Origin of the sequence: Enterococcus sp. DIV0213h, assembly GCF_051711285.1 — a bacterium.
In the GTDB taxonomy this organism is placed as follows: domain Bacteria; phylum Bacillota; class Bacilli; order Lactobacillales; family Enterococcaceae; genus Enterococcus_D; species Enterococcus_D casseliflavus.
On the sequence record NZ_JBIOMH010000001.1, the window covers coordinates 2,514,919 to 2,540,573 of the forward strand.

The window sequence follows — 25,655 nt, forward strand, 5'->3', positions numbered from 1 at the left end:
TACTTAGAATCATTTGAACTTTATTTAAAGCTTTTCCTTATTTTATACTTAACTCTTTCCAGGAAACTTCTCGTTTGATACTCAAATTGCGCCAGTTTGCTCTTTTTTTCGTTTAAGGTCAATAAAGATTTTATATGGCGAATCGCTTTTGGCGAAGCAGTTACGGAATCGATCGCTTCGATTAAGTCTTGATAAACATAATAAATTTGGTACTTCTCTTTTGCTTCAACGGAGAAATTGACTGTTTCGCTTTTGAAGTCATCGAAGTTATCTAATCGAACGCGGATCATTTCTACTAATTTATCTATATCACCTAATGGATAGACACAACCGTGATTAAAAAAATCATATGCTGACATGTGCCCTGGATTATTGGATATAATAACTGGTACACCGTTTAAAAGAGCCTCAACATAAACTAAACCGAATGTTTCCATTGCTGAAGAAAAAACGCATATATCTTTCGATGTCACATGCTCCCATGGATTGTCTACATTTCCTAGAAAAGTTATATTTTTTAAACGATTTTTTTTGATATAATCGAGACATTTTTCTTTATACTCATCATCCCATGCACCAATAAAAACCAACTCAATATCGTACCTGTTCAACTGATGATATGCTTTAATTAATTCTAATTGATTTTTTCTTGGGTTGATACGTCCTACTGAAACGATTCTTTGAACATCTCCCTTTTTAAGGGAAACTTGTTCTAACTCTGTGTAGGGAGCGAATGATTTAATTTTTTTCCTTGTAAACAGCTCTTGCAAATTATTGCTCAACTCGCCTCTAACAGCAAAAATCTCATCAGAAAATTCTTCTATAAACTCAATTTTATCCTTGTAGTAAGCAAATTCGCCGGAAGGAAATTCATGAATTAACCAGATATGAGAAACGTCTTGAACAGCCGCCGCCATCGCACCTTGGAACATGTTTGCTGTATTTGTGATTACCAACTCAATATCAAACTCGTCTATCTTTTTTGCAATGAGATCTATAGTATTTCTAAAAGATGCCGCTCGTTGTTCTTCACTTCCAAATAACATTCCTGGTGCATCCTCCCACCACCACCGTTGATTTGAAACTAAAAAACATTTGATCCCATTACTTTCAAAAATTCGCGAGTAGTCATTTACTTCGACGTCTCCACTAACCGGTGCAATATTTACTACTTCATATCCTTGCTCAACTAGATATTTCATTAAATTAAATATTGAAATTTCTGCCCCGTTGTCCATTGTGCCAGTTGGTGAAAGGAATAATATTTTTTTCATTAAAATCTCCTTTTCTTATTCTTATAAATAGCCATACAGTGCGACACAAGAATTAAAAAATGTAATGACATAGATTGTTTTAACGCAAAAGCTAGTAATTTTATTTGAATCCAAATGACTCATTACCTTTTCACTTTCAAAGCCTACTTTATTAAGAATAGGCCCTAGAAATAACGGCAGGAATGCGAGTAAATAAAAATGATACCTACCTTGTACACCTGGGACTCTTAAATCACCAATTGCAAATACTCGTGGATCACCTGTTATTGCCAAGATTGTTCCTGAAATAATCACAAAAAAAGTAGCCAAAGTAAGCACACGTGTCTTCTTAGGGATAGTGATTTTAATAAGCATAGCAGAAAGAGTAATCATCAAAGTATAGTTTATCAAATTGATGAACCCCGCGGCTTCACTAGCCATAAAGTATGGCATTGGATTCTTCAGAAAATAACCGATAGAAGCAATTACATCCGAATATGATCGTAAAAACAAAGTAATTGTGTATCCAATATTACTGATTAAATACGAAAGAACATCTTCATTTTCATCCACTGCGACAGTATTAGCTGCAGGAACATCCTCGAATATATGGAAAATCGCACTGTTCATCAACCATAAAAAGCCTAATGAAAAACATAGAAGTACTGCAAAAACCGTAATTTTTTTTGTTTTCCTCGTATCAAAATATTTTGTAGGCACAAATAAAGGCAGTGCAGCCAACAGAATCACTGGTGCCTTACAAAAAACCAGCCCAAGGCAAGTAAGCATATAAAGTATGATTTTTCGAAAATTAACTTCGCGTTCACCAACAAAAAAATTGGTGAATTGAGCCAATATCAATAGTACTAGACCATAATAAAGATTATCGTAGGTAAAACCAGATGAGATCCATACGGCAAATGGGGTCGTAGCTGCAACGAAAAGCGCTAATTTATAAACTTTGCTTACCTTTATAGCCCAAAAAGCCAACAATGCATAAAACAGAACATTAAAAATTCTCCCTAAATAATAGTGAACAGATACTCTTTGCGAGAATAATCGTCCAATGGATATGCCTATAGCACTTGGTATATAAGCGGGATTATTAAACCCGCTTTTTTCAAGCCAGTCTTCATTATAGGTAGAGGGAATAGATTCAATTTCAAGGAATTCTTTGTGGTAAAGATTAGTATTCAGTTCATTTCCATACTCGGGTTTACTAGGTAATTTGGTAATAGCTAAGAAATCTGGGGATATGGCAAGAAAATTTCTTTCATCTGTTTGATTTCTGACTTTTCCATCTGCTACTTCTAATGCGTGGTAATAATGCGTGTTCTCGTCATAGTTTTGTCGAATTGGTAGAATCAGTGCATTTAATGTACCAGCAATAAAGATTAAGACAAACGCATTTCTGGCGATTTTCGTTTCATCACTTATTCTTGAAACTATCAGTAAGAGTATAGCAGCCGCTAAGGCCAAAACAATATACAGTTTAGGCCAAGTTAATTCTATATATTGTAAGAAAAACTGAGCAGTCAAAAGAATGAATAGAAAAAGAATAAGCAGCTTGTAATTCTTTTTTAGTTCAATTAGATTGTTTTTAATAAGTAGCATTAATGGATACTCCTTAAAAAAGCACTTAGTTCATCTTCATGCTCTGATGTTGTACAATTTTCAATTACGTAATTATAAGCATTCTCACCGATAGTTTCTCTAAAAGTCTTATCGTTTATCACTTTTTCTAATTGGTTGAACCACTCATTATCTTTGACGAGTATGCCGTTTCTGTTGTGCGTTACCATCTCTTTAAAAGCGCCAATTTCACTTGCTAATGTAGGTATTTTCACTAAAGCAGCCTCCATCCATTTGATTTCAGACTTTGCCTCATTAAAAATCGAATGTACCAGCGGTGCTAAATTAATGTCCACTTGGCAAATCAGTTTCGGCAATTCTTTCCAATCAACAAATGGATGAATGACCAGTTGCGATTCTACCCTTTCCATTTCTTTCGGGACATCTAAATGCCCAACTAAATGCAATTCCACTTGCGGAAAAGTTTCTAAGATTTCTAGAATAGCAGGCTTAATCAATTCGAAATTCTCATTATGGGTGATTGATCCCGAAAAGTACCCGATTTTCACCTTTGTACTATCTTCCATCTTATTTTCAACTGCATCATGACTGATCGCCACCAACTCTTGGTTCGCAAGATTTCGATTAAGCAGTACGTTCTGGTGATAATTCAGAAGTTCCTCTTTTAAGACACCTGTGGAAGCTATTGCTCCATCACACATAAGCATCATTTTTTTGTAACTGATAACGCCACTATCGTAATTGTTTTTTTCAACTTTTGTAAGATTTTGGACGTACGTCAACTGATCCGTGTACTTGGTATCGATCACTAAATCATCAATATCATACAACACAGGTTTATGGTACTTTCTTGCTAAACGAATCAGTTCTGCTAATCGCTCATCATATGGTGCACGGTAAATAATGATATGACTTGCGTGTTCAGCTAATCCCATCTGAAATGTAGAAAGATTAACATGCCAGACATCAAAGCCTAGGTTTTTTAACTGTTCAATCTTATTTTGTACACGGTATTTTGTTAACTGCGGAATTGCATTTTCGACACCATCTATTATGAGAATATGTTCTTTGTGCTTTTTATTTTTGATATCCTCCATGATTTGATCGATCACAGCACCTGGATACTCCGTTTCATTTCTAATATATTCAATTAATTCAGGAACTTCTGTTTTCCTCTGAAGTCCTTGCCAAGCAAATTTCTCGTCTGTATCGTTTGCAAAAGCTGTGTATTTAACGATAGGTACACCCTCTCGAACCATTTGAAGGGGATGGATATACATTGGACTATCCGTATTCTTTTCGGTTAAAGCCCCGTGTTTAAAGCCCAAGTCGCTGAAATGTTTTGTAAAAACCGTTTCATGCTTTCCGATTGCTTTTTCTCTTGAGTTTGTATCTCCAAGATTTTTCCAATAGTCATAAAATGATGGATCGTGGAACATTGATTTCTCAATTACTAAAAAATAGGACTGTAAGTGAATAGGGATATATCCATACTTGTTATACTTGGTAAAATCAGGTTGTTCTTCTCCATAAGAAATTCCCCAGAAATCAAGTTTTTTAGCTGCCATTTTATTAAATGCTTCTGTTAAATCTGAGACTGGACCAACATTCGTATCATTCACCAATAACAATTCATCATACTTACTTAATTCCTTTTCGCCAAGAAAATCGATACCGTGTTTAAAGGCTGCCGTATCATATCCATCATTAGATCTAAGAACGACCTCCCCAAACTTACGAAGCTTTTCTAAGTCAGACTCCGGTAATTTACCATTCACTACGATTAATACTTTTTCTGAAAAATCTGCTAAAGAGGAAAGAAAAATGAGTTTATACTCTTGCAGCTGGGATTGGCTTTCATAGATAACATATACCAATACTCTTTTTGGATTTTGATAAACATTTTTTTTGCGTGTTGCTTTTCGTTTGCTAGATAAAACTAAAAATTGCAAATTAGGAATTTTTCTGAGTTTAACCAATAACTTTTGTTTTGCTTTATCAACAAGTACTAATCCTTTACTAGGATTTCTTAAAAATCTTAGTCCATAACTAAAAGGCTTCACAATAAGTTTACCAACCCTGTATGACTTAGATGACATCAACGCTTGTTTATCGTTTTCCAGCAACTGAATTAATTGCGCCATAGATAAATTCTGATTTTGCAAGTCATTTTTTTCAATATTTTCTTCACGTAATCGCTGATCTATCGCCTGTTTTTCATTGTTTAAGTCTTCCACAGATACTTTTAATTCATTAACTTCTGCAAGCAATAATTCATTATCTTTGTTTTGTTGTTTTATATAATTAGTCAAATCTGCAAGATGATTGATTAAATCTTCGTTTCGGTCTTCCAGTTGCATGATATTATTCTTAATTGCTGAAAGAACCAGTTGTGGATATTGTTCCTGATGCTTGCTCAGGAGATAAAGATAAATCTCATAATAAAATTTTTCGGTCCCATGCTGCCCTTTCCTTGATATTGATTCTTGTAGCACTCGATAATTTAATTTTGTGGAAGAACATTTAACAGCTTTCGCATGGTTGGTAAGAATCAGTCGCATAAAAAAGTCATAGTCGACTAATTTTTTTCTGTTTAACGCTAAATCATATGTTAGCTGACCAACAATTTTTTTTCTTATCAACGAGCAATTATCAATAAAGTTACTAGAAAGAAACTCTTCCAATTGGAATGGTTTGGCTTCCATAAACAGCTCACCTGTTTCAACATTTACAAGATCAGTATATACAATATCTGCTTCTTCTTTTTCGGCAGTTTCAACTAGCTTTTCAATATATTGATTATCTAGATAATTATCACTGTCGACAAATAATAGGTATTTTCCGACAGCTCGCTCAAGTCCTTTATTTCGTGTCACACAAACGCCTCGGTTTTCTTGAACCAAATACTCATGTTTTAGCGAAACATGTGATAAATAATCTCTAATAATCTGATCTGAATTATCTGTCGATCCATCATTGATAATCACTAATTCTAAATGTTTATAGGTTTGGGAAGATACACTTTCCAGACACTGACCAACATATTTTTCATGATTATAACAAGTTATAATCACAGAAACTAATGGTTCCAATACGACTCACCTTTTTCTATAAGTAGATTTTTCTGATCACTTAAGCTTCTGCCAGCTTCCATTGCTTGTCAAAATACCGCTTGAGGCGATCCGCTCGCTTTTTGATCGATTTTTTCTTGGGGAAACGATTATTACGGGTGAATTTTCTTGATCTGAAAAAGCAAATGGTTCGTCCGCGGCGTTTCGAATTGATACGCCTAACCTTAATTTGCATTCATTGATGTGATTTAACTCGCAAGCATATTTAAAAGTCTTTTTACCGATACCTTTTGTCATTTCATCATATGAATTGTCGTTGTACATCCAAATGTTGCGATCGATATCTGTCATTGAAAAAGCAATATACGTCTCCATATCTTTTAACACTTCATAAGAAATCAAAAACTCTACTCGTCGATTCTCATCGGTAAGCATTTCATCAGATAATAAATCTACTGTAAAGTTTCGAATTGTTTCCTCTTCTTTACTTTTTGTTTCAACTTCTTGTGGTTCTTCTAAAACCTCTTCCTTTTCAATAACGGTGGAGGCCCCCGTCTGTGTAACATTGTCTAAAGAATATTGATTTGCTACATCATCTGGGGTTCCGATGATTTTTACTTCCCCTTTATCGATCATCAGTGCTTTATTACAGTATTTACGAACAGATTCCATTGAGTGAGTCACGAGTATAATGGTCTTGTTCTCATCTTTGGCCTTCATGAAATAGTCATTGCATTTTCTTTGGAACGCTTCATCCCCGACAGCCAATACTTCATCTAAAACTAAAATATCGCTTTTCGCTTGAATCGCTACAGAAAACGCAAGCCGAACCTGCATGCCGCTTGAATAATTCTTTAATTTTTGATTCATAAATTCAGTTAATTCCGCAAACTCAACGATATCGGAATACATTCCATCCACTTCTTTTTCGGAAAAACCAAGCATAGCGCCATTCAAATAGACATTCTCTCTCCCAGTTAATTCTGGATTGAATCCAACGCCTAACTCGATGAAAGAAACCAAATTTCCGTTCACTTCTACAGACCCTTTTTCAGGTGTATAAATTTGGGAGATAATTTTTAATAAGGTTGATTTTCCACTCCCATTTCTTCCGACAATTCCAAAGAAATCTCCTTTATTCACTTCAAACGAAATATCTCTTAGGACTTTTTGCTCATTGTATCCTTTGATTCCTTTAAAATAATTAACGATCGTTCTTTTTAAGCTCGTTGTACTTTCTGTAGGAAGACGAAACGATTTTCCTATATGATCAACTTTCACTGCTATTTCATTATTCATATTAAATAATCTCCGCAAATTTTTTCGAATTTTTATTAAAAATCATGTAGCCGGCAACTAATACGATCCATGGCAAAACATATGGAATTGCGACGATCCAATTCGTATTTATTAATTGCCATACCGTAATATTGCTTGTACTTGTTAAGATATGCCGCATATCTTGAATAATTTGAGCCATTGGATTCATCATCAAAAGTTTGGCAATGTTCACGTCCATATTCATTACAAGTGTCAATGGGTAAATTAACGGTGTAAGGTAAAAACCCGCTTGAAGGACAACCTCCCAGATCGGTCCAATGTCTCGAAACCTAACATAGATTGTTGCCAAAATAAAAGACACGCCCAATGAAAAGGCATAGAGTTCAATCAGAAGCAGCGGTGCTAAAAAAGCATAGATTGAAATATCCGCTCCATTGATCATCGCAAATAAAAGAACGATCACAAGGCTGATTACTAGATTGATTAAGGCGTTGATCGATACAGCAATAACAATGATATGTGTAGGAAAGCTTAGTTTTCTAAGCAGATCGCCTCGTGTGACGATTGATGACATACCTAAATTTGTCGTTTCGCTAAAAAAGCTCCATAGAACGGTTCCCAAAAGTAACGCCACTTCAAAGTGAGGAACATCTTGTCCAAATTTAAGAAAACGTACAAAGACCACATACATGACAGTAAACAGCATCAAGGGCTTCAAAACAGACCAAACATAGCCCATAATACTTCCTTGATATCTTAGTTTAAAATCGGTTTTTACTAATTCTTTCAATAAAATTCTATTTTTACGCTCGAACATCATTTTCTCCTTTAAGGTTCCACTAATCTTTTTTACGGTAAAACTTTTTAAAGCTATCCTTAAAAAGTATACTCGACATTCCCCTCTTTCTCAACCTCTACCAGATCATTTCAAAAATTGAGAAAAAAAATTAATGTTTCATTGACAGATTAAACGAAAAAAAGAAAGCCGCATTCAACGAACGAAATTTGGCCTCCTTTTTCTCAAAGTTTTTAGTCTCTTTCAAACAAATCTCTTGTGTATACTTTGTCTTCTACGTCATGCAGTACATCTTCCATACGATTTGCTACAATAACATCAGAGATCTTTTTAAACGTCTCAAAGTCATCAATCACTTCAGAGTTATAGAAGGATTTCTCTTTTAAAGAAGGCTCGTATACTACTACGTTGATTCCATGGGATTTGATCCGCTTCATAATTCCTTGAATTGAAGAATAGCGGAAATTATCAGAATGAGCTTTCATAGTCAATCGATAGATGCCCACAACTTTCGGTTGTCGATCAAGGATCTGCTCCGCGATGAAATCTTTGCGGGTCGTATTTGCTTCGACGATCGCTTGAATGATATTATTCGGAACCTTATCATAGTTAGCTAGGAGCTGCTTGGTATCTTTGGGCAGACAGTAGCCACCGTATCCAAAAGACGGATTGTTGTAGTGGGAGCCGATTCTAGGATCCAGCCCGACGCCTTCAATGATTTGTCGTGAATCAAGTCCCCTCACTTCCGCGTAGGTATCTAATTCGTTGAAATATGCCACGCGCAGCGCCAGATACGTGTTAGAAAACAGTTTTATTGCTTCAGCTTCAGTCGGATTTGTTAAAAGCACGGGAATTTCATTTTCCCATGCATTTCGCTTGAACATCTCGGCGATCTCTTTCGCTCGCTCACTGCATTCTCCAACAACAATTCTCGAAGGATGCAAATTGTCGTATAAAGCTTTTCCCTCACGCAAAAATTCAGGTGAAAATAAAATGTTCTCTGTGTTAAAACGTGCTTTAAGATCTAATGTATATCCTACAGGAACTGTTGATTTAATAATAAACACAGCATCTGGACGCAACTCTAGCGCTTTTTCGATCACCGATTCTACAGTCGACGTATCAAAATAGTTTTTATGCTCATCGTAATCTGTAGGCGTCGCAATAATTAATACATCCCCAAAGTCAACAGCTTCATCAAAAGCTTTGGTGAAACGAACGGACAAGTCTGTCCGCTCCAAAAACTGGTGAATTTCTTTGTCTTCAAGAGGTGAGATGTTCTTTTGCAATTGATCGATTTTTTCATCCACAATATCATAAGCAAGTACTTCTTCTTTTTGCGCCAATAACAAAGCGTTTGCTAATCCTACATAACCTAAACCAAAAACGGAAACTTTCATCATGATCCCTCTTTTTCTAGTTTTCTTCTTTCTCTAAAGATGCAGTCATATCAGCCAATGCTTCTTCCCAAGTAGGAATAACAAAACCGGTATTCTTTGCTTTTGTAAGATCCAACACCGAGTATTGTGGTCGTTTTGCTTTTTGCGGATATTCTGCTGAAGTGACAGGTGCAACCTCAACATCCGTTTCTTTCAGAATTTCTTTGGCAAATTCGTACCATGAACAGCTATTTTCATTTGATAGATGGTAGATCCCATAGTCTGCATTGTTTTCGATAATATAGACCATAAATTCAGCTAATGTTCGGGTCCATGTTGGACGGCCATATTGATCATCAACGACGGTTAAGCGCGGGTGCGTTTGCGCTAAACGTTTCATTGTATATACAAAATTATGTCCATATTTACCAAAAACCCATGAAGTTCGGATAATGAAGTATTCATCTAAAAGGTCTTTCACTGCTTGTTCACCCAGCAATTTTGTACGACCGTATTCATTTTGAGGATTCGGCGTATCTGTTTCTTTGTAGACCCCCTCTTTTTTCGTTCCATCGAACACATAATCAGTACTGATGTAAACAAACTTTGCTCCTACCACTTTCGCCGCTTTCGCCACGTTTTCCGTCCCGTTGACATTGATTTTCTCATCAAGTTCCTTGCCTTCATCTTCCGCCTTATCTACTGCTGTGTATGCAGCACAATGATAAATAACGGTCGGTTTTAATTCTTGAATAAACGCAAGAGTTGCTTTTTCGTCCGTAATATCCATTTCCTGGGCATCCGTTGAGACATAGTTTAATCCTTTTTCATCTAATAGATGTCGCAGCTCCGTGCCCAGCTGCCCATTTCCGCCTGTCAGTAAAATCATATTTCTCATCCCTTCAAAAAAAGCAGGTTTCCCTGCTTTTATTTATTGTCCATTCGCAGCATAATTATTCTCTACCGCTTCTTTTTCTGTCTTCCACCATTCTTCGTTGTTGCGATACCACTCAATCGTATCGGCTAAGCCATCTCGGAAATTGGTGAATTCCGGTTGCCAGCCCAATTCTTCTTTCAATTTTGTCGAATCAATTGCATAGCGTAAATCATGACCTGGTCGATCATTTACGTGCTCATACGCGTCTTTGGGCTGATCCATTAGTTCTAAAATCAGTTCAATTACTGCTTTATTATCCTCTTCACCATCGGCACCGATGAGATACGTTTCACCCATTTGTCCCTTTGTTAAAATCGTCCACACAGCAGATGAATGATCATTTGTATGAATCCAGTCACGGACATTTTTCCCGTCACCGTACAATTTCGGCTTGATGCCGCTCAAAATATTGGTAATTTGTCGAGGAATAAATTTCTCAATGTGTTGATAAGGTCCATAATTATTAGAACAATTGGAGATCGTCGCTTGGAGACCGAATGAGCGCACCCAAGCTTTTACCAAAAGATCGGAACCAGCTTTTGTTGAAGAGTAAGGACTTGATGGGTTATACGGCGTTTTGTCCGTGAATTTTTCTCCCGCTCCTTCGCCATGTCCCGGAAGATCTTCTCTCAAAGGAAGATCGCCATATACTTCATCGGTTGAAACATGATGGTATCTTACATTGTACTTTCGGCATGCTTCTATCAGCGTATACGTTCCAATAATGTTGGTTTGAACAAACGGAAAAGGATTTTTCAACGAGTTGTCATTATGAGATTCTGCAGCATAATGAACGACAGCGTCTGTATCCTGAACCAATCTATCTACCAGCTCCTGATCAGCAATGTCGCCGACAACTAATTCAAAGCGATCCTTTGGAAGACCATTAAGATTGTTTTTATTTCCCGCATAGGTCAGCTTATCTAAAACTGTTACAAAAACATCAGGCTGATTATTGATCACATAATGAACAAAGTTAGAGCCGATAAATCCTGCTCCACCAGTTACAATAATTTTTTTCATCACTTTCACTCCTTATACTTCACCATAGACAAATGTATTTTCTATTTCAAATTCTTTCAGTGTTGGATGTTTTTTATCTTTTTCTGATAGAATCGCTTTTTTCACATCTATAGGCCAAGTAATTGCCAAATCGGGATCATCAAATGCAATGCCGCCATCAGCTTCAGCATTATAATAGTTGTCACACTTATACAAGAAGTTCACATTTGGAGTCAGTGTCATAAACCCGTGAGCATATCCGCGAGGTACTAATAACTGACGATGGTTGTGTTCGGTTAACAAGTACCCTTCCCACTCTCCATAGGTCGGGCTGCCTTTACGAATATCTACGATAACATCAAGTACCGCACCAGTCACCACACGAATCAATTTTGTCTGTGCTGCTTCACCTTTTTGAAAATGCAGGCCTCTTAACACACCTGCTTCAGTAGATAATGAGTGGTTATCTTGAACAAAATCAAAGTCAATTCCTTGTGCTGAAAATTTTTCTTTTGAATAGCTTTCAGTAAAAAAACCTCGATGATCGCCATAAACGTCCATCTCTATTAGTTTTACATCTGTCAATTTTGTTTCTATAACTTTCATCAAAGCGTCTCCTCTTTATTCAGCAGCTAGTCGTAATAAATATTGACCATACTGATTTTTTTTCAATGGCTCAGCTAAAGCAACTAACTGCTCTCTTGTGATATAGCCCATTCGGAATGATATTTCTTCCAAACACGCAACTTTCAAGTTTTGCCGTTTTTCAATCGTTTCAATAAAAGTAGATGCCTCAAGCAATGTTTCATGTGTTCCTGTATCAAGCCAAGCGAAACCTCTTCCCATGACTTCAACAGAAAGTTTATTTTTATCTAGATAAACTTTATTGATATCGGTAATTTCTAATTCTCCACGCGCAGACGGTTTGATATTCTTGGCGATTTCGACTACTTCGTTATCATAAAAATACAGACCTGTTACAGCATAATTTGATTTCGGCTTCTCAGGTTTTTCTTCAATAGACAAGGCGTGCATATCGTCATCAAACTCCACTACACCAAATCGTTCAGGATCATTTACATGATAGCCAAAAACGGTTGCACCTGATTCTTTTGCAGCAGCTCGTTGAAGCATTTTTGATAGACCGCCCCCATAATAAATATTGTCTCCTAGGACTAAACAAACACTATCAGTGCCGATAAACTCTTCCCCAATAATGAATGCTTGAGCGAGGCCGTCAGGACTTGGCTGTACTGCATAGTCAATTTGCAGTCCTAAGTCTTTGCCATCGCCGAATAACTCTTGAAAGCGAGGAGTATCTTGAGGAGTGGAAATAATTAAAATTTCTTTGATCCCCGCCAACATCAAAGTAGACATTGGGTAAAAAATCATTGGTTTGTCATAAATAGGCATCAATTGTTTAGAAGTTGCTTTTGTTAATGGATAAAGGCGTGTTCCTGAACCGCCTGCTAAAATAATCCCTTTCATTCATTACGCTCCTTAATTAATTTACTTGTATTTCTCACCACAGCATTATCTCATTTCTAGAAAGCTTTGTCATTCAATTCAAAGTTTTGAAATGAAAATGTAACTTTTATTTATCAAATACCTTTCTCATGATCAGGCTTCTGATTAAACCCCAGCGCCACACGAATTGCTGGGCAAATGAAGCGGATGTTTTGATTTCACTGGCATTTTTTTCATGTCTGCGATACAACGTTAACTGCTTATCGATAAGCTCGATACGGTTGCCTGCCATTGCACCGATCCACATATCATGCATTGGAATTGCTTGCGGAAACGGAAGAATAGATGGCTTCAACTCTCTTCGAAAAGCCATGCCTGCTCCGATGTATTTATTTTTAAGCAAATTTCGTAAAAACCCGACTTTCACATTCCGATAGGCAAAATAGGAGGGTTCAATCAGTTCAAGCTGTTCATCGACAATTCTCAAATCAGAAATGACTACCTGTGTCTCTTTTTTTTCATTAAATTTTGCTTTTGTATCAGCAACTTTATCGGGAAGCCACACATCGTCTTGGTCGGCCAAAAAAATCAGATCGCCTGAAGCCTGGTTAATTGCGTGTTCAAAATTTTTGATAATGCCTTTTTGCGGTCCTTCCAAAAGTTTGATTCGGGGATCTGCGCGATAAGAATCGAGGATACTTCTTGTCTTGTCAGTAGAGAAGTCATCCGAAATTATCAGCTCATCATCAGGTGCAAGTTGAATTAGAATGCTGTCCAGCTGTTCTTGAAGATACTTTTCTCCGTTATAAGTAGCTACACATACTGATATCATAAATGATCCTTCCTAAATGACAAGTATTCTTTCCATGTTCTTCGACTGAATCGGCACATTTTGGGTGAAAGTGCTTGTTTTATTGTTCGAAAAAAAAGCTGTTTTTCATGTTCCTTTTTCTTTTCTTTATCGAAATCCCTATAGAATTTCGATTCACTGGTAAGAATCTGCTCATATCTTTCCCTAGTCATCGTTTTATAATGCATGACTGAAAGATCATGATTCAGCTTTTGGTTTGCGATCAAAAACCGAAAGCCTTCTTGATGTAAGCGAAGAAAAAGCCAATGATCTAAAAAATCCAGCGGAAAAGCATCATTGAATCCGCCGATTTTTTTTATAGCCGCGAGAGTGACAGCGGTGCCGGAATTGATTGCCATAATCCGCTGTTTTTGCTCACCGATAGCAGGATATGCCAGATTTCGATTGATGTAACGATCAGCTAAGACCGGTGATACCTGTATTGTGCCACTGTAAATCAGCGGCACAACAGCACCTATTTCAGTTCCGATCGTCTCAGCCATTAGAAATTTTAGGTAGGCTTTTGTCAGCTCCGTATCTTGGTCCAAGAGAAGCAGTAAATCAAAATCGCCGCTAGACGCAGACTTAAACCCTTTATTGTATGCTTTGGAGAGGCCGGGATTGGCTGGATCATGAAAATAGGTCACTAATGGATGCTGAAAAAAAGGCTCATCATGACTTTGTGGACTGTTATCATAAACCAGCAATTGGATTTGCTGGTTCTTCACCGCTTTTTCCAAAAGCGGTGAAGCCGATGCTTCTTGCCAGCTTCTTTCATACATTACGATCGTCACAAATAAACGGTTCATCAAAACAGCCTCCAACCCCATTTATTAAAAAATTTCATCATCGAATGCATAAACACCAAAAAGAGTTTTGCACTTCTATGAGCTCCTTTACCGTATAAGTGCACGACTTTTTCAAAGGGCGTATACAAAATGCGGTACCCCGCTTTTTCATATCTCAAACACAAATCATTGTCTTCAAAATACATAAAGAACTGTTCGTCAAAGCCGCCGATTTCTTTAAAGCGAGCGATTTCTACCAGCATAAAACAACCAGAGCCCATTCGGATATAACTGGTTTGATCTTGTGGAAGGTCACGGCACTCATAAGCAGACAGTCTTTTTTTAAATACTTTTTTTACCCAATGAAACGGAATAAATCGCAAGAAATAATCGAATACAGCTAATCGTTTTCTTACTAAATACTGAATAGAGCCATCTTCGTTCAAAACCTGAGGAACTACGACAGCTGCTTCATTCTCTTGAATTCTTTTTAATAATCCTTCAATTGATTCTTTCGTGACAAGAATATCAGGATTGCAAATAAATCCGTATTCTTGTGTTGCATTCATTAATAATTGATTGTGTCCATGACCAAATCCAAGATTTTCATTGGCTGAGATGACAGTGACAAATGGATAATCTTGCATTTTAGCAATGTATTCTGCTTTCGAATTATTATCAAATATTTTCACTTCAAAGCGTGGATCCTCTCCTATCTCTTTCTCCAGATGATCCAATGTTTTGAATATATCACGACTATTATGTGTCACAATACTGATGATTATTTTATTCGTTTTTCTATTATCCATAGTGTATTGTCCTTAATGTTATAAAATGAGAGATACTAGTCAATTTGTTATTATATCACATCCCCGCGCGTAAAAAAAGCACACTCGAGCAAGCAAAGCGATTTCTTCTATTCAGTCCCAGCCGCCCTTTGGATTGCTGCTTGCTTCTTTTCTGAAGTAATCCCTCATCATCAAGAGCAGATAAAAACACCAGCCCCGCTAGAGACTTTCTAGCAAGGGATGGTGTGATGAGTGAATCATTTACGCTTTCGCACAAAATTTGTTTAAATTACGGATAAATCCGATTCAACAACCGTGGAAACGGAATGGATTCTCTTACGTGCTCGATTCCTGATAACCAGGTAACGGTCCGTTCTAATCCAAGGCCAAAGCCGGTGTGAGGAACTGAGCCGTACTTGCGTAGATCTAAATACCATGAATATTCATTTTCGTCCAAGCCGTGGGCGCGGATTTGTTCTAGCAGGTATTCATGATCGATAGCACGTTCAGAACCGCCTATGATCTCGCCATAGCCTTCTGGTGCGATCATATCGGCACAGATCACGACATCTTCTCTCGTTGGATGTGGCTTCATATAGAAAGGTTTGATGGCTTTTGGATAGTTTAAGATAAAGACGGGCTGATCGAATGAATTGGCAATAAAGGTCTCATGGGGTGAGCCAAAGTCATCGCCCCATTGAATATCATCAAAGCCGTTCTTTTGTAATAATGCCACTGCATCATCGTAAGAGATTCGTGGGAATGGTAATTTGGTGTATTTTTTCAAGACTTCACGGTCACGGCCTAAGACGTCTAATGCATAGTCACAGTTATCGAGCACATTTTGCACTAAGAATGCCACGTACTGCTCTTGGACTTCCAAGCTTTCTTCTTGGTGCATAAAGGCCATTTCTGGTTCAATCATCCAAAATTCAATCAAGTGACGACGTGTCTTTGATTTTTCGGCACGGAAAGTTGGTCCAAAAGAAAAGACTTTGCCAAACGCCATAGCGGCAGCTTCCATGTACAATTGACCAGACTGAGACAAATATGCTTTTTGATCGAAATAGTTGGTTTCGAATAAATCAGTCGTTCCTTCTGGTGCTGATCCGGTTAGGATCGGTGGATCGATTTTGATGAAGCCATTCTTGTTGAAAAATTCATACGTTGCCCGAATGATTTCGTTTCGGATTTGCATGATGGCGTGTTGTTTTGAGGAACGCAACCATAAATGACGATGGTCCATCAAGAAATCTGTTCCGTGTTCTTTTGGTGTGATTGGGTAATCATGGCTTTCCCCAACAACCTCTAAACCAGAGATACCAATTTCATAGCCGAATTTTGAGCGGCTGTCTTCTCTGATTTCCCCAGTGACCAGTACGGCAGTTTCCTGATTTAGATTTTTCGCTAATTGGAAAACTTCTTCCCCTACTTCACTTTTTACAACGATTCCTTGAAAATACGCTGTTCCGTCACGAAGTTGTAAAAAGGCGATCTTGCCGCTAGAACGTTTGTTAGCAACCCATGCTCCGATTTGAACGGTTTCGCCAACGTGTTTTTTTGCATCTAAAATTTGAATAGATTCCACTTGATTCTCTCCTATCTAATTAATAAAGGCACCATAGAGCATTTTAAGCTTTTTGGCGTTTCTTTTCAACAAAATCATGGATTCGTTTGGTAGCTTCCGCTAACGTGTCCCAATCAGTTGCATAGCTGATGCGTAAATAATCTGGTGTACCAAAACCAGCACCAGTCACTACTGCCACATGGGCTTCCATCAGCAAGGCCTCCACGAAGGCATCAATGGTTTGATAGCCGCACATCGTCATGGCTTCTTTGACATTTGGGAACAAGTAAAACGCGCCTTGGGGTTTCGTCACCTGAAAACCAGGAATAGCGGCAATTAGCGGATATAGTTTGTTCAAGCGCTCTTCGAAGGCCTGACGCATCACTTCGATCGATTCTTGATTCCCAGTCAGTGCCTCAACTGCTGCGTATTGGCTAGCAGCCGGCGGGTTGCTAGTAGCTTGGGAAGCGATATCGATCATCGCTTTGATGATTTTTGCATCGCCGACAGCAAATCCGATCCGCCACCCAGTCATAGAATAGGTTTTAGAAACGCCATTGATCACGATGGTTTGTTTGCGGATCTCTTTTGATAAGCTTGCGATCGATGTAAAGGTATTGCCGTTATAAACCAAACGACCATAGATATCATCGGCAATGATCCAAATATTATTTTCCACTGCCCAGTTGCCGATTGCCGTTAACGCTTCTTTTGAGTAAATCGCCCCTGTAGGGTTGGCAGGCGAGTTTAAAATGATGGCTTTCGTTTTCTCTGTACGAGCAGCTTCTAATTGAGCCAAAGAAACTTTAAAATCGGCTTCTTGCTTGGCTTCAACAAACACAGGTGTCCCTTGCGCTAAACGGACTTGTTCCGCATAGCTGACCCAATAAGGCACTGGAATGAGTACTTCATCCTCTTCATCAAGGAGCGCTTGAAACAGCGTATAAAGGGCAAACTTCGCGCCATCTGTCACGATCACTTGGTTTGAATCATAGTCAGCACCATAAAACTCTTTCATATAAGCAAGAATCGCCTGTTTTAACTCAGGAATCCCCGCAGTTGCTGTGTAAAAACTGGCCTTGCCGCTCTCAATCGCTGCGATCGCTGCTTGGCGAATGTTTTTCGGGGTAATAAAGTCGGGTTCACCGACAGTTAGACTTAATACGTCTACACCTTGGTCCGCTAACGCTTTTGCCTTAGCAGATGCCGCTAACGTTGCGGAGGGTTCCAATTTTTCTGCTCTTTTTGAAAGTACCATGTTTATCATCCTTTCTACGATCCAAAATTCATTCTATCATAAGCGTCTTCCTATAGTTCAGTGATCGCTTTGATTTCTTCGCCATCTTTGAAACCAATCAAATAATAGTTCAAACGACCCTCGCCATCTTTCGTCATGACTTCCCAAGTTGGCTCGCCTTCAAAAATACCCAATGCGGCCTTTTGGATTTCCTGACCTTGATGATTGTCGCGAACAAATGCCTTAGCTTGTGCTTCCGTCAGCCCATCCGCTTGATTAAAAACAGAAACCTTCTCACCGCTTTTTGGGATGATCACAACGATCTCATTGTTATTCGTATCCTTTCCAACAATGCTAAAGGAGGTTTCCTCACGGGTAAACCAATAAAATTGTTCGACCTCTGCTAAATCGGTGTATCTTTCTGCTATTTCGATTGCTTCGTTTCTTGCTTGTCGCATTGGACGAGAAGAACGGAGATAGAAAATAGAAGCGAAGAGAATAACGACCAGTAAGACTGTGATCGCACTCAGCAAAATAACCACACGCCGATGTTCTTTGTCTTTTGTTTTCACACTTCGTACTCCAATCTTAAATAAAATCCATTATATCAGATGTTCAACTCATTTTTCAAAATCGGCTGCTGCTTTTTCCTCTTGCGCAAAAAAATGTTGGATGTCTTCGGCGATCTCGATTGGACTTGCTTCAATCAGAGGTAAGTTTTTGGGTAAGCCTTTGACCATTCGTTTGCCATATTTTGTCGATAGCAAGCGTCGATCAAGGACGACCATCACGCCGGTATCCTCCTCGGAACGGATCAAGCGCCCCAATGCTTGGCGCAGCCGTAAAATCGCTTTAGGTAAGGCATCTTCTTTAAAAGAATCAATGCCTTCTGCTTCCAAAAAGGCGTGCCGTGCTTGGACCATGGGTTGTTTAGGGTTCTCAAAAGGCAATCGGGTCACCACAGCGATCTTCAGTGCCTGTCCTGGTAAATCGACCCCTTCCCAAAAACTGCTAGTCCCTAATAAGATACCATTTTCCGCTAATAAAAATTTCTTTAAGATTTTCTCACGGGTTCCGCCAGTCCCTTGAGCAACGATTTCTCTGCCATAATGCAGGGCTTTTTTATTCAATCGATCATAGACATTTTTCAAAGTTTCGTGCGCCGTAAACAACACAAGCGCTGGTTGCGGATTGTCAAACAAAATCGGGACTAACGCTTCGACTAAATAATCCGCGTATTCGGCAGCTGATGCTTGTTGGATCGAGAGACCTTTTTTGATTACATACAGTCGCGTTTGCTTGCTGTAATCATAAAAGGCAGGAATCGTTTTGACTGGCACATCCGTCAAGCCGATCTGATGGGCAAAAAATTCTTTGTTGCCTGGGATCTTCAATGTCCCCCCTAGATAAATGATGTGCTGATAGCGTTGGTACCATGTGCTCTCCACGATCGAATGTCCTTCTAGATCAGCTAACTCAATCACAGCATTTCCTGACTGGGGATGCTTTTTCAGCCAATGAACGTAACGAGGATGCCACCAAGTCAACCACGCGGTCACTGTTTGTTCCTGTGCGTCCATTTGACTAAAGAAATCAAACAAACGGGCAATCACGATCCGTTGTCTTGCATACCACCGATCATTGGTCAACTCGAATCGCTGACGCAGCTGCTGTTGAATCTCATTGATTTCCTGATAATAGAGGCTCAATTTTTGATGTAGCTTGTCCTGCTCTAATGACCCATCATAGAGGTCATGATGCTGAACGACTTGTAATTCTGGGGCATCGATCGATAAGGTGCGAAAATACTGTTCTTGTGTTTCGACCAAAACCGACAATGCATTTCGATACAACGAGAACATCCGTTGCAAAAAATCGTCCTCGGTAATGATCTGGGCAATTTCTTCCAATAGTCCTTCTTCATTCAGCTGTAAAAACTGCCGCTTGAAATGAGCAGAGTCAAAGACATGTTGACTAAAGCCTTCTGCTTGCTGCGGCAACTGTTGGGCTTCATCGATCAACAAATAATCACTCGTTGGCAACAGTGGCTGCGCCCGTCGGTTTTCCTGCATTAAAAAGGCATGATTGACGATCAAAACATTGCTTTGCGCCATCCGCCGATATAAATGTCGAACAAAATCTTGTTCATAGAAGGGTTGATCTTTGGCTAAAAAGTCGACCCCGCGATGGCGAATGTCGGTAAATAAAGGATGATCAAGACGAACTAAATTCAATTCATCAAAGTCACCTGTTTCTGTTTTGGTCAGCCAGACTAAGATCCCCATCTGATATTGGGCGTATTGCTTTTGTTCTACCGGTTGATCCAGCGTCGCTTTAAAGCGCTGCAAATCAATGTAATGACGATGGCTTTTGACCAAGACCGCTTGCAAAGGCTGCTGCAGTACTTGGTTCACCAATGGAATGTCTTTGCTAATGATCTGATTTTGTAAAAGAATCGATGAGGTGCTAACGATCAATGGATTTTCTGGCGTCGCTAAATAAGCGGCTGGAAACAAGTAACCGATGGTTTTTCCCATCCCCGTTTCTGCTTCAATAATCAAATTTTTCTCTGGTTGGGTGTAATGCGTATACACCGCATTCATCAAACGTGCTTGTTGTTTCCGATAGATCAAGTGCTCGCCAAAGCGCTGTTCTTTTTCCGTTTTTACTTTCGGATACGTTTCTTGAAAATGCGTGGCTTCAAAAAGCGGAACAGTTTTTTTTCGCAGGACGACGCCGTCGATCACTTCGAAATCTTCCGCCAACTCTGGTCCTTTTTCTTTCAAAATTCCGTGAATATACTCACTCGTTTGCATCCCCATCTGACCGCTTAAAAGCGCAATCTGTTTAAGAGTCGTCCGTGGTAGCTGTCGCATAATTGCTTCAATGTATAAAAATAAAGCTGCGGTCACTTCTGCATCACTATCGGCTTGATGCGGGTTGTCATGACGAAAGCCGATGCTGTCTGCCAGATCACCTAAGCGAAAGCTGCTTTCTGTCGGCAAAAACACTTGCGCCAATTCCACCGTATCGATCCCTGGAATCGATAAAGGCGGCAGACCGCAACGAACAAATTCATTGCTTAAAAAATGATAGTCAAAATAAATGTTATGCGCCACAAAAATCGTATTGCTGAGTAAGTTGTAGATCGTGTCAGCTATGTCTTCGAAATAAGGCGCTTTGCTTACTTGCTGGTTTGTGATGTGTGTCAATCGTTGAATTTGCTTAGAAATTCTGCGGTCAGGGTTGATATCTGCGGCAAAACGATTAATGATCTTGCCATCTTGGACTAAGACGCAGCCAAATTGAATAATTCGATCAATCGTCGAATCGGTTCCTGTTGTTTCAAGATCCACCACAGCGTATATGGGTTTCATTGTATTCCTCCTTGCACACTGTCTGCATTATACTACAAAATCAATGGCGATTACATCTGTTTTCCCATCGGATACGAGGGTTCGCAGGAAGAAGAACCTTACTATCTAGTATCCGTATTTATCAGCCAAAGGAATTTGTCACTCGTCGCTGATCGCTTTTTTCGACAAAAAAAGAGATCTTTTTTATAATTTACTATAAGGAGGCGAAAAAAATGAATGATTTCAAAAACAAACGAGTGATTGTAACGGGGGCTGCTTCAGGGATTGGAAAAGCGGTGGCAGAACAATTTCTAGACCAGGGTGCTCTTGTTGGGTTGATTGATCGCAACGAAGAGGAGCTACAGGAGTTTCTTGCTGACTATGACGCACAAACCCACTATCGTGCCGTTGACGTCACTGAAGCAGAGAAGCTGCAAGAAGCGATGAGTGGTCTTGTGGAAGAACTAGGTGGTCTCGATGTACTTCACGTCAATGCCGGCATCAACGGTACTTGGACACCGATCGAAGAATTGACGGTGGCGGAATGGGACCAGACAATCAACACAAATTTACGCAGTACCTTTATTACCGTCAAAGCTGCGATCCCATTTATGAAAGCAAACGGCGGCAGCATTGTCATTACGAGTTCAGTCAATGGAAACCGCATCTTCAGCAATTTTGGTGCGACTGCTTACAGTACATCTAAGGCAGGTCAAGTCGCCTTTACAAAAATGGCTGCGCTGGAACTTTCTGGTTATAATATTCGGGTCAATGCTATCTGCCCTGGGGCGATCGCAACGAACATCGATGCCAGCACAGAAATTGAAGAAGAGGTTGCTCGCGTTGAGATCCCCGTCAAATATCCAGAACGTTCTCGACCATTAAAACAAGAAACAGGCGTGCCAGAACAAGTCGCCAACCTTGTACTTTTTCTATCTTCAGAGGCTGCGGGTAATATTTCTGGAACGGAAGTCTATATTGATGGAGCGGAATCTTTGCTTTAATACAACAAAAAAACGAAAAATCAAACCTGCTCCCCTCACTTGTTTCAAGTAAAACCTGTGAGATGGATCATTTCTTGATTTTTCGTTTTTTCTTTTTGTTTATTTTTCCACCAAAGCTGCGATTTCTTCTAGAAAAGCAGTCTTGCCATAAAAATCTGCATTCAATAACTCGGGAAAAATGGCTTCAAAGAAATAGGTCACACATGGACGATGCTGAAACGCTTTGACCGTCAAAACCGCTTCACGAAACATTTCTTTGAACACTTTGTCGGGGTTGCTTTTTGAGATCTCTTCAAAAGATTCATACAAAAGATCTATCTTATCCGCAATTGCCAAAAGCTGTCCTTCAAGGCTGTTGTCTTTGCCATCCGCCAAGCGTCTGCGATACGTCGCTTGAAAGCTTTGGGGGATTTCTTCTTCTATGAAAGCATCGGTCATTTTTTCTTCAACGGTTGATAACATCGCCCGCAATTCTTTGTTTGCATATTTGACTGGCGTTTTGATGTCGCCGATGAAACGTTCCGTGTAATCATGGTTCAAGGCTTTTTCATAAAGAATTTGCCAATTGACTTGGTTTCCCGCTTGTTCTTCGATATCGGCTAAGGTCTGGGCAATCATGGTTACTCGAAACGAATGAGCGGCCACGCTGTGCTCGGTAAACTTAAAAAATCCAGGTGCTCGTTGGATTTTTTCTAAATTAGCCAATCCAAGAATAAATTCATTCAATCCCATCAGTCTGCCTCCTTTTTTTCTAAGAGTATAACAACTACTTTCTCCGCAAGCAAATATCACGCGCACAAAAAAAGAGCAGCTAAGCTGCTCTTAAAAGGCATTCACAAATTACGCTTTGTTAACGTTAGTCGCTTGAGGGCCACGTTGTCCGTCTTCGATATCGAAAGTCACTGCTTGACCTTCTTCTAAAGTTTTGAAGCCTTCGCCTTGGATAGCTGAGAAATGAACGAATACATCGTTACCGTTTTCTGCAGTGATGAATCCAAAACCTTTGTCTGAGTTAAACCATTTAACTGTACCTGTTTCCATAATAAAAATCCTCCTTGTGTTTATACACATATTTTGCAATTACTTGTATAAGGTGAAAATGTGGAAGATGTTTAAGATGAAACAAGCTACCATAATTTACCGTAACAAAAACTACACTTTGTATTATAGCACATTATCTTCTTTATGACTAATAGAAAATCAAAAAAAATGAAAACGCCTTTTTTTTTTATAATTCGCAAAAAGACTGCTGCACTAAAGATCTGCAACAGTCTTTTCTTTTTTGTAAACGATTTATTTACGAAGGACGCAACTGCGTTTAGTAGCGCAAAATCGCAGTCAAACTTTTTTCTCCTGGGGCATCTTTTTGTTCCAAAATAGATACCTCGCCGCCATTTTCTAAAACATCGATTGCCAGCGTATTTAACACTTGGCGACGATCGTATTCCGTGTCAGGATCTTCTCCAAACCCATCGGCGAGATTGGAAGTCGCTACAAACAGATTGGCGATCCTGCCTTCTTTAGCTGCAGGTACGATATCAACCAATTGGTCAATAAATTTCCGATCCAACAGCTTGCCGTATTCCCCAACTTCTTTTTGTGTCAACTCCGCAATCAGCTTTTGCGTACACGTTTGGATCTCTTTCAAAGATAACGATGCTGGTGAAGAGGAAATGCTTGGTTCTGCTTTGAAAAAGTTCGTTTTTGCCACTTTTTTAAACAGCGTTTGATTTTCTGGTAAAGCAAAAAGATACATTGGTAAATGCTCTTCGTTTGAAAAATCATTCTTAAAAAATGCATCAACTGCTTGGTAGTAGTTGACGTGATCGATCTCGACTTCTTCATCTTTGGCACTAAAGCCGTGATAAGCGACGCCTTCTCCCCCTGAGTTAGGGCCACCTTGGGCACTGTAATTAAAGTTGCCGCCGCCAGTGATTTCTTCCCCCAGCGCTTTTTCGATCGTTGTCGGTGCCTCTTCTGGCAACTCGACTTCACGCACTTGATTGTTTTCAACTTGATAGACTTGCATTGAATCGCGATTCAACGCTAAGAGATAAAATGGGTAATTAAATTGTGCGTTTTTGATGACAGCTAATACATACGGGGTTTCCCCTACGTAATATTGATCATCCACACGAATACTTAACCGATGGACCAGTACATCTTCTGGTGTGATAATCACCGCCACACTCGTTGTACTGTTACGCCAAAATGATTGATCTGCAAGCAGTTCATCAATTTTCGTTTGAAAAAGATCCCAAGAATGTTCTGGGTATTTCTTTTCAAAGCGGCGCTTCGCATCTTTGGCAAAGTTCTTAAATTTGATTTGATCCTTTTCGACATTCTGGTGGCCGACATGCGTATTTAGCATGATCGTGACAAATGGTCCTTTGATTCCGTCAGATATTACCTGCGATAAAAAACTTTTTCCAAATTTTCCCATTCCACATTACCTCCTGCTTAATCAAATACAAATAAAGTGTACCATGCTTATTTTCTTCCATAAAGTAAAACGATTGCACGCGTTTATTTCTTCATTCGTTTTTCTGATTACTCACTATACTGGCTATTTTTCAGCGGATCAGCCAAGGTATTTCTGGTGGCCCATAGAAAGCCTCGTTTGGTCCAAGTCTGAATGGTGGGCTCTTCTAGCTCTTTTAGACTGTGTCCAACGGATTGGAAAAAGACTCTGCCCTTGCCCCATTTTTTGATCCACATCATTGGCAGTATGACTTCTTGGTTAGCTGCATTCGGATGATTTTTAGCGGCAAATGTTGAGGTAGCTAACACAGTGACGGCTGGATCAACCAGACAATAGTATTGCTCCGTCGTCAACTGAGGGATCGATTGAGTATTTGCCGTAATATAGTGATCTGTCGTAAGATCGATGCTATAGGTCGTTTCCAATCCACCAGGATGTGCCAAAAAACAGCCGCCAGTCAGAAACAACCAGCCTTTACTGGCTTGAAAAGCCGAGGCAAAGCCGCCATGAACGCCTGCTAATCCTAACCCTTCTGCTACAGCCTGAGTGACATTTTGCAGCGGCTCATCAGGCAATTCTCCTCGCGTCCAATTCATGATCAACAGATCCAGCCTTTTTAATTCTTCTTTATGATAGAGAGGTTCAAAATCTGAGGCGAGTGTCACCTGATATCCTTCTGACTCCAGCAGTGTTTGGTAAAACTGACTGGTTTCTTTTGGGGCGTGTCCTTCCCAACCTCCGTAAACGATCAATGCTTGTTTCATTTTGTGTTTCCTCCTTTCTTTCTAACTTAGCGAAAAAAAC

Annotated in this window: 22 protein-coding genes; 1 reads left to right on the top strand and 21 read right to left on the bottom strand. The window is 39.3% G+C overall.

Going from position 1 to position 25,655, the window contains the following annotated elements; genetic code table 11:
- Positions 1-20: 20 nt before the first annotated feature.
- From IGI77_RS11535 to IGI77_RS11615, 17 genes are all read right to left on the bottom strand, one after another.
- The gene (locus IGI77_RS11535; RefSeq protein WP_005229534.1) at positions 21-1,274 is read right to left on the bottom strand and encodes a glycosyltransferase family 4 protein; all 1,254 of its coding nucleotides are present in this window, start codon (positions 1,272-1,274) and stop codon (positions 21-23) included.
- A gap of 21 nt (positions 1,275-1,295) precedes the next feature.
- A complete protein-coding gene (locus IGI77_RS11540; protein WP_438770096.1) occupies positions 1,296-2,867 on the bottom strand; it encodes a DUF2142 domain-containing protein in 1,572 nt (523 codons plus the stop codon).
- A complete protein-coding gene (locus tag IGI77_RS11545; RefSeq protein ID WP_438770098.1) occupies positions 2,867-5,938 on the bottom strand; it encodes a rhamnan synthesis F family protein in 3,072 nt (1,023 codons plus the stop codon). Before IGI77_RS11545 ends, IGI77_RS11540 begins: the two co-directional genes overlap by 1 nt.
- A 36-nt stretch (positions 5,939-5,974) precedes the next feature.
- Positions 5,975-7,216 carry an ABC transporter ATP-binding protein gene (locus tag IGI77_RS11550; RefSeq protein ID WP_438770100.1) on the bottom strand — a complete coding sequence of 414 codons (1,242 nt, stop codon included), beginning with the start codon at positions 7,214-7,216 and terminating at the stop codon, positions 5,975-5,977.
- 1 nt (position 7,217) lies between these two features.
- Positions 7,218-8,018 carry an ABC transporter permease gene (locus tag IGI77_RS11555; RefSeq protein ID WP_005229524.1) on the bottom strand — a complete coding sequence of 267 codons (801 nt, stop codon included), beginning with the start codon at positions 8,016-8,018 and terminating at the stop codon, positions 7,218-7,220.
- 209 nt (positions 8,019-8,227) lie between these two features.
- Positions 8,228-9,394: a nucleotide sugar dehydrogenase gene (locus IGI77_RS11560; protein ID WP_005229522.1), complete on the bottom strand. Its 1,167-nt coding sequence runs from the start codon at positions 9,392-9,394 to the stop codon at positions 8,228-8,230.
- A gap of 16 nt (positions 9,395-9,410) precedes the next feature.
- Positions 9,411-10,262, bottom strand: coding sequence for a dTDP-4-dehydrorhamnose reductase (gene rfbD, locus IGI77_RS11565; protein ID WP_213334056.1), 852 nt, complete (start codon positions 10,260-10,262; stop codon positions 9,411-9,413).
- Between the two features lie 42 nt (positions 10,263-10,304).
- Positions 10,305-11,333: a dTDP-glucose 4,6-dehydratase gene (gene rfbB, locus IGI77_RS11570; RefSeq protein WP_438770103.1), complete on the bottom strand. Its 1,029-nt coding sequence runs from the start codon at positions 11,331-11,333 to the stop codon at positions 10,305-10,307.
- A gap of 12 nt (positions 11,334-11,345) precedes the next feature.
- On the bottom strand, positions 11,346-11,918 hold the full coding sequence (rfbC, locus tag IGI77_RS11575; RefSeq protein ID WP_438770105.1) for a dTDP-4-dehydrorhamnose 3,5-epimerase: 573 nt from the start codon (positions 11,916-11,918) through the stop codon (positions 11,346-11,348).
- Positions 11,919-11,933: 15 nt separating this feature from the next.
- A complete protein-coding gene (gene rfbA, locus IGI77_RS11580; RefSeq protein WP_005229515.1) occupies positions 11,934-12,800 on the bottom strand; it encodes a glucose-1-phosphate thymidylyltransferase RfbA in 867 nt (288 codons plus the stop codon).
- 106 nt (positions 12,801-12,906) lie between these two features.
- On the bottom strand, positions 12,907-13,611 hold the full coding sequence (locus IGI77_RS11585) for a glycosyltransferase family 2 protein (protein ID WP_005229513.1): 705 nt from the start codon (positions 13,609-13,611) through the stop codon (positions 12,907-12,909).
- Positions 13,608-14,438: a glycosyltransferase gene (locus IGI77_RS11590; RefSeq protein ID WP_438770107.1), complete on the bottom strand. Its 831-nt coding sequence runs from the start codon at positions 14,436-14,438 to the stop codon at positions 13,608-13,610. Before IGI77_RS11590 ends, IGI77_RS11585 begins: the two co-directional genes overlap by 4 nt.
- Complete coding sequence (locus tag IGI77_RS11595) at positions 14,438-15,226, bottom strand: glycosyltransferase family 2 protein (protein ID WP_005229506.1); 789 nt, start codon at positions 15,224-15,226, stop codon at positions 14,438-14,440. Before IGI77_RS11595 ends, IGI77_RS11590 begins: the two co-directional genes overlap by 1 nt.
- 268 nt (positions 15,227-15,494) lie before the next feature.
- Positions 15,495-16,793 carry an asparagine--tRNA ligase gene (gene asnS / locus IGI77_RS11600; RefSeq protein WP_005229504.1) on the bottom strand — a complete coding sequence of 433 codons (1,299 nt, stop codon included), beginning with the start codon at positions 16,791-16,793 and terminating at the stop codon, positions 15,495-15,497.
- A gap of 43 nt (positions 16,794-16,836) precedes the next feature.
- A complete protein-coding gene (locus IGI77_RS11605; RefSeq protein ID WP_438770110.1) occupies positions 16,837-18,030 on the bottom strand; it encodes a pyridoxal phosphate-dependent aminotransferase in 1,194 nt (397 codons plus the stop codon).
- A gap of 50 nt (positions 18,031-18,080) precedes the next feature.
- Positions 18,081-18,581 (bottom strand): cell wall elongation regulator TseB-like domain-containing protein, encoded by a 501-nt coding sequence (locus tag IGI77_RS11610; RefSeq protein ID WP_015510034.1) that lies wholly within the window; start codon positions 18,579-18,581, stop codon positions 18,081-18,083.
- A 48-nt stretch (positions 18,582-18,629) separates the two neighbouring features.
- Positions 18,630-21,386 carry a helicase C-terminal domain-containing protein gene (locus tag IGI77_RS11615; RefSeq protein ID WP_438770113.1) on the bottom strand — a complete coding sequence of 919 codons (2,757 nt, stop codon included), beginning with the start codon at positions 21,384-21,386 and terminating at the stop codon, positions 18,630-18,632.
- A 212-nt stretch (positions 21,387-21,598) separates the two neighbouring features.
- Between IGI77_RS11615 and IGI77_RS11620 the strand changes: the two genes are divergently transcribed.
- Positions 21,599-22,369, top strand: a complete 771-nt coding sequence (locus IGI77_RS11620) for an SDR family oxidoreductase (RefSeq protein WP_081116203.1) — start codon at positions 21,599-21,601, stop codon at positions 22,367-22,369.
- Between the two features lie 99 nt (positions 22,370-22,468).
- Here the strand turns inward: IGI77_RS11620 and IGI77_RS11625 are convergent, their stop codons facing one another.
- From IGI77_RS11625 to IGI77_RS11640, 4 genes are all read right to left on the bottom strand, one after another.
- Positions 22,469-23,101 carry an HD domain-containing protein gene (locus IGI77_RS11625; protein ID WP_121260924.1) on the bottom strand — a complete coding sequence of 211 codons (633 nt, stop codon included), beginning with the start codon at positions 23,099-23,101 and terminating at the stop codon, positions 22,469-22,471.
- Between the two features lie 108 nt (positions 23,102-23,209).
- Positions 23,210-23,410 (bottom strand): cold-shock protein, encoded by a 201-nt coding sequence (locus tag IGI77_RS11630; protein WP_003126918.1) that lies wholly within the window; start codon positions 23,408-23,410, stop codon positions 23,210-23,212.
- 277 nt (positions 23,411-23,687) lie between these two features.
- Positions 23,688-24,812: a baeRF6 domain-containing protein gene (locus tag IGI77_RS11635; RefSeq protein ID WP_005229492.1), complete on the bottom strand. Its 1,125-nt coding sequence runs from the start codon at positions 24,810-24,812 to the stop codon at positions 23,688-23,690.
- A 107-nt stretch (positions 24,813-24,919) separates the two neighbouring features.
- A complete protein-coding gene (locus IGI77_RS11640; protein WP_438770115.1) occupies positions 24,920-25,615 on the bottom strand; it encodes a ThuA domain-containing protein in 696 nt (231 codons plus the stop codon).
- Positions 25,616-25,655 lie beyond the last annotated feature (40 nt).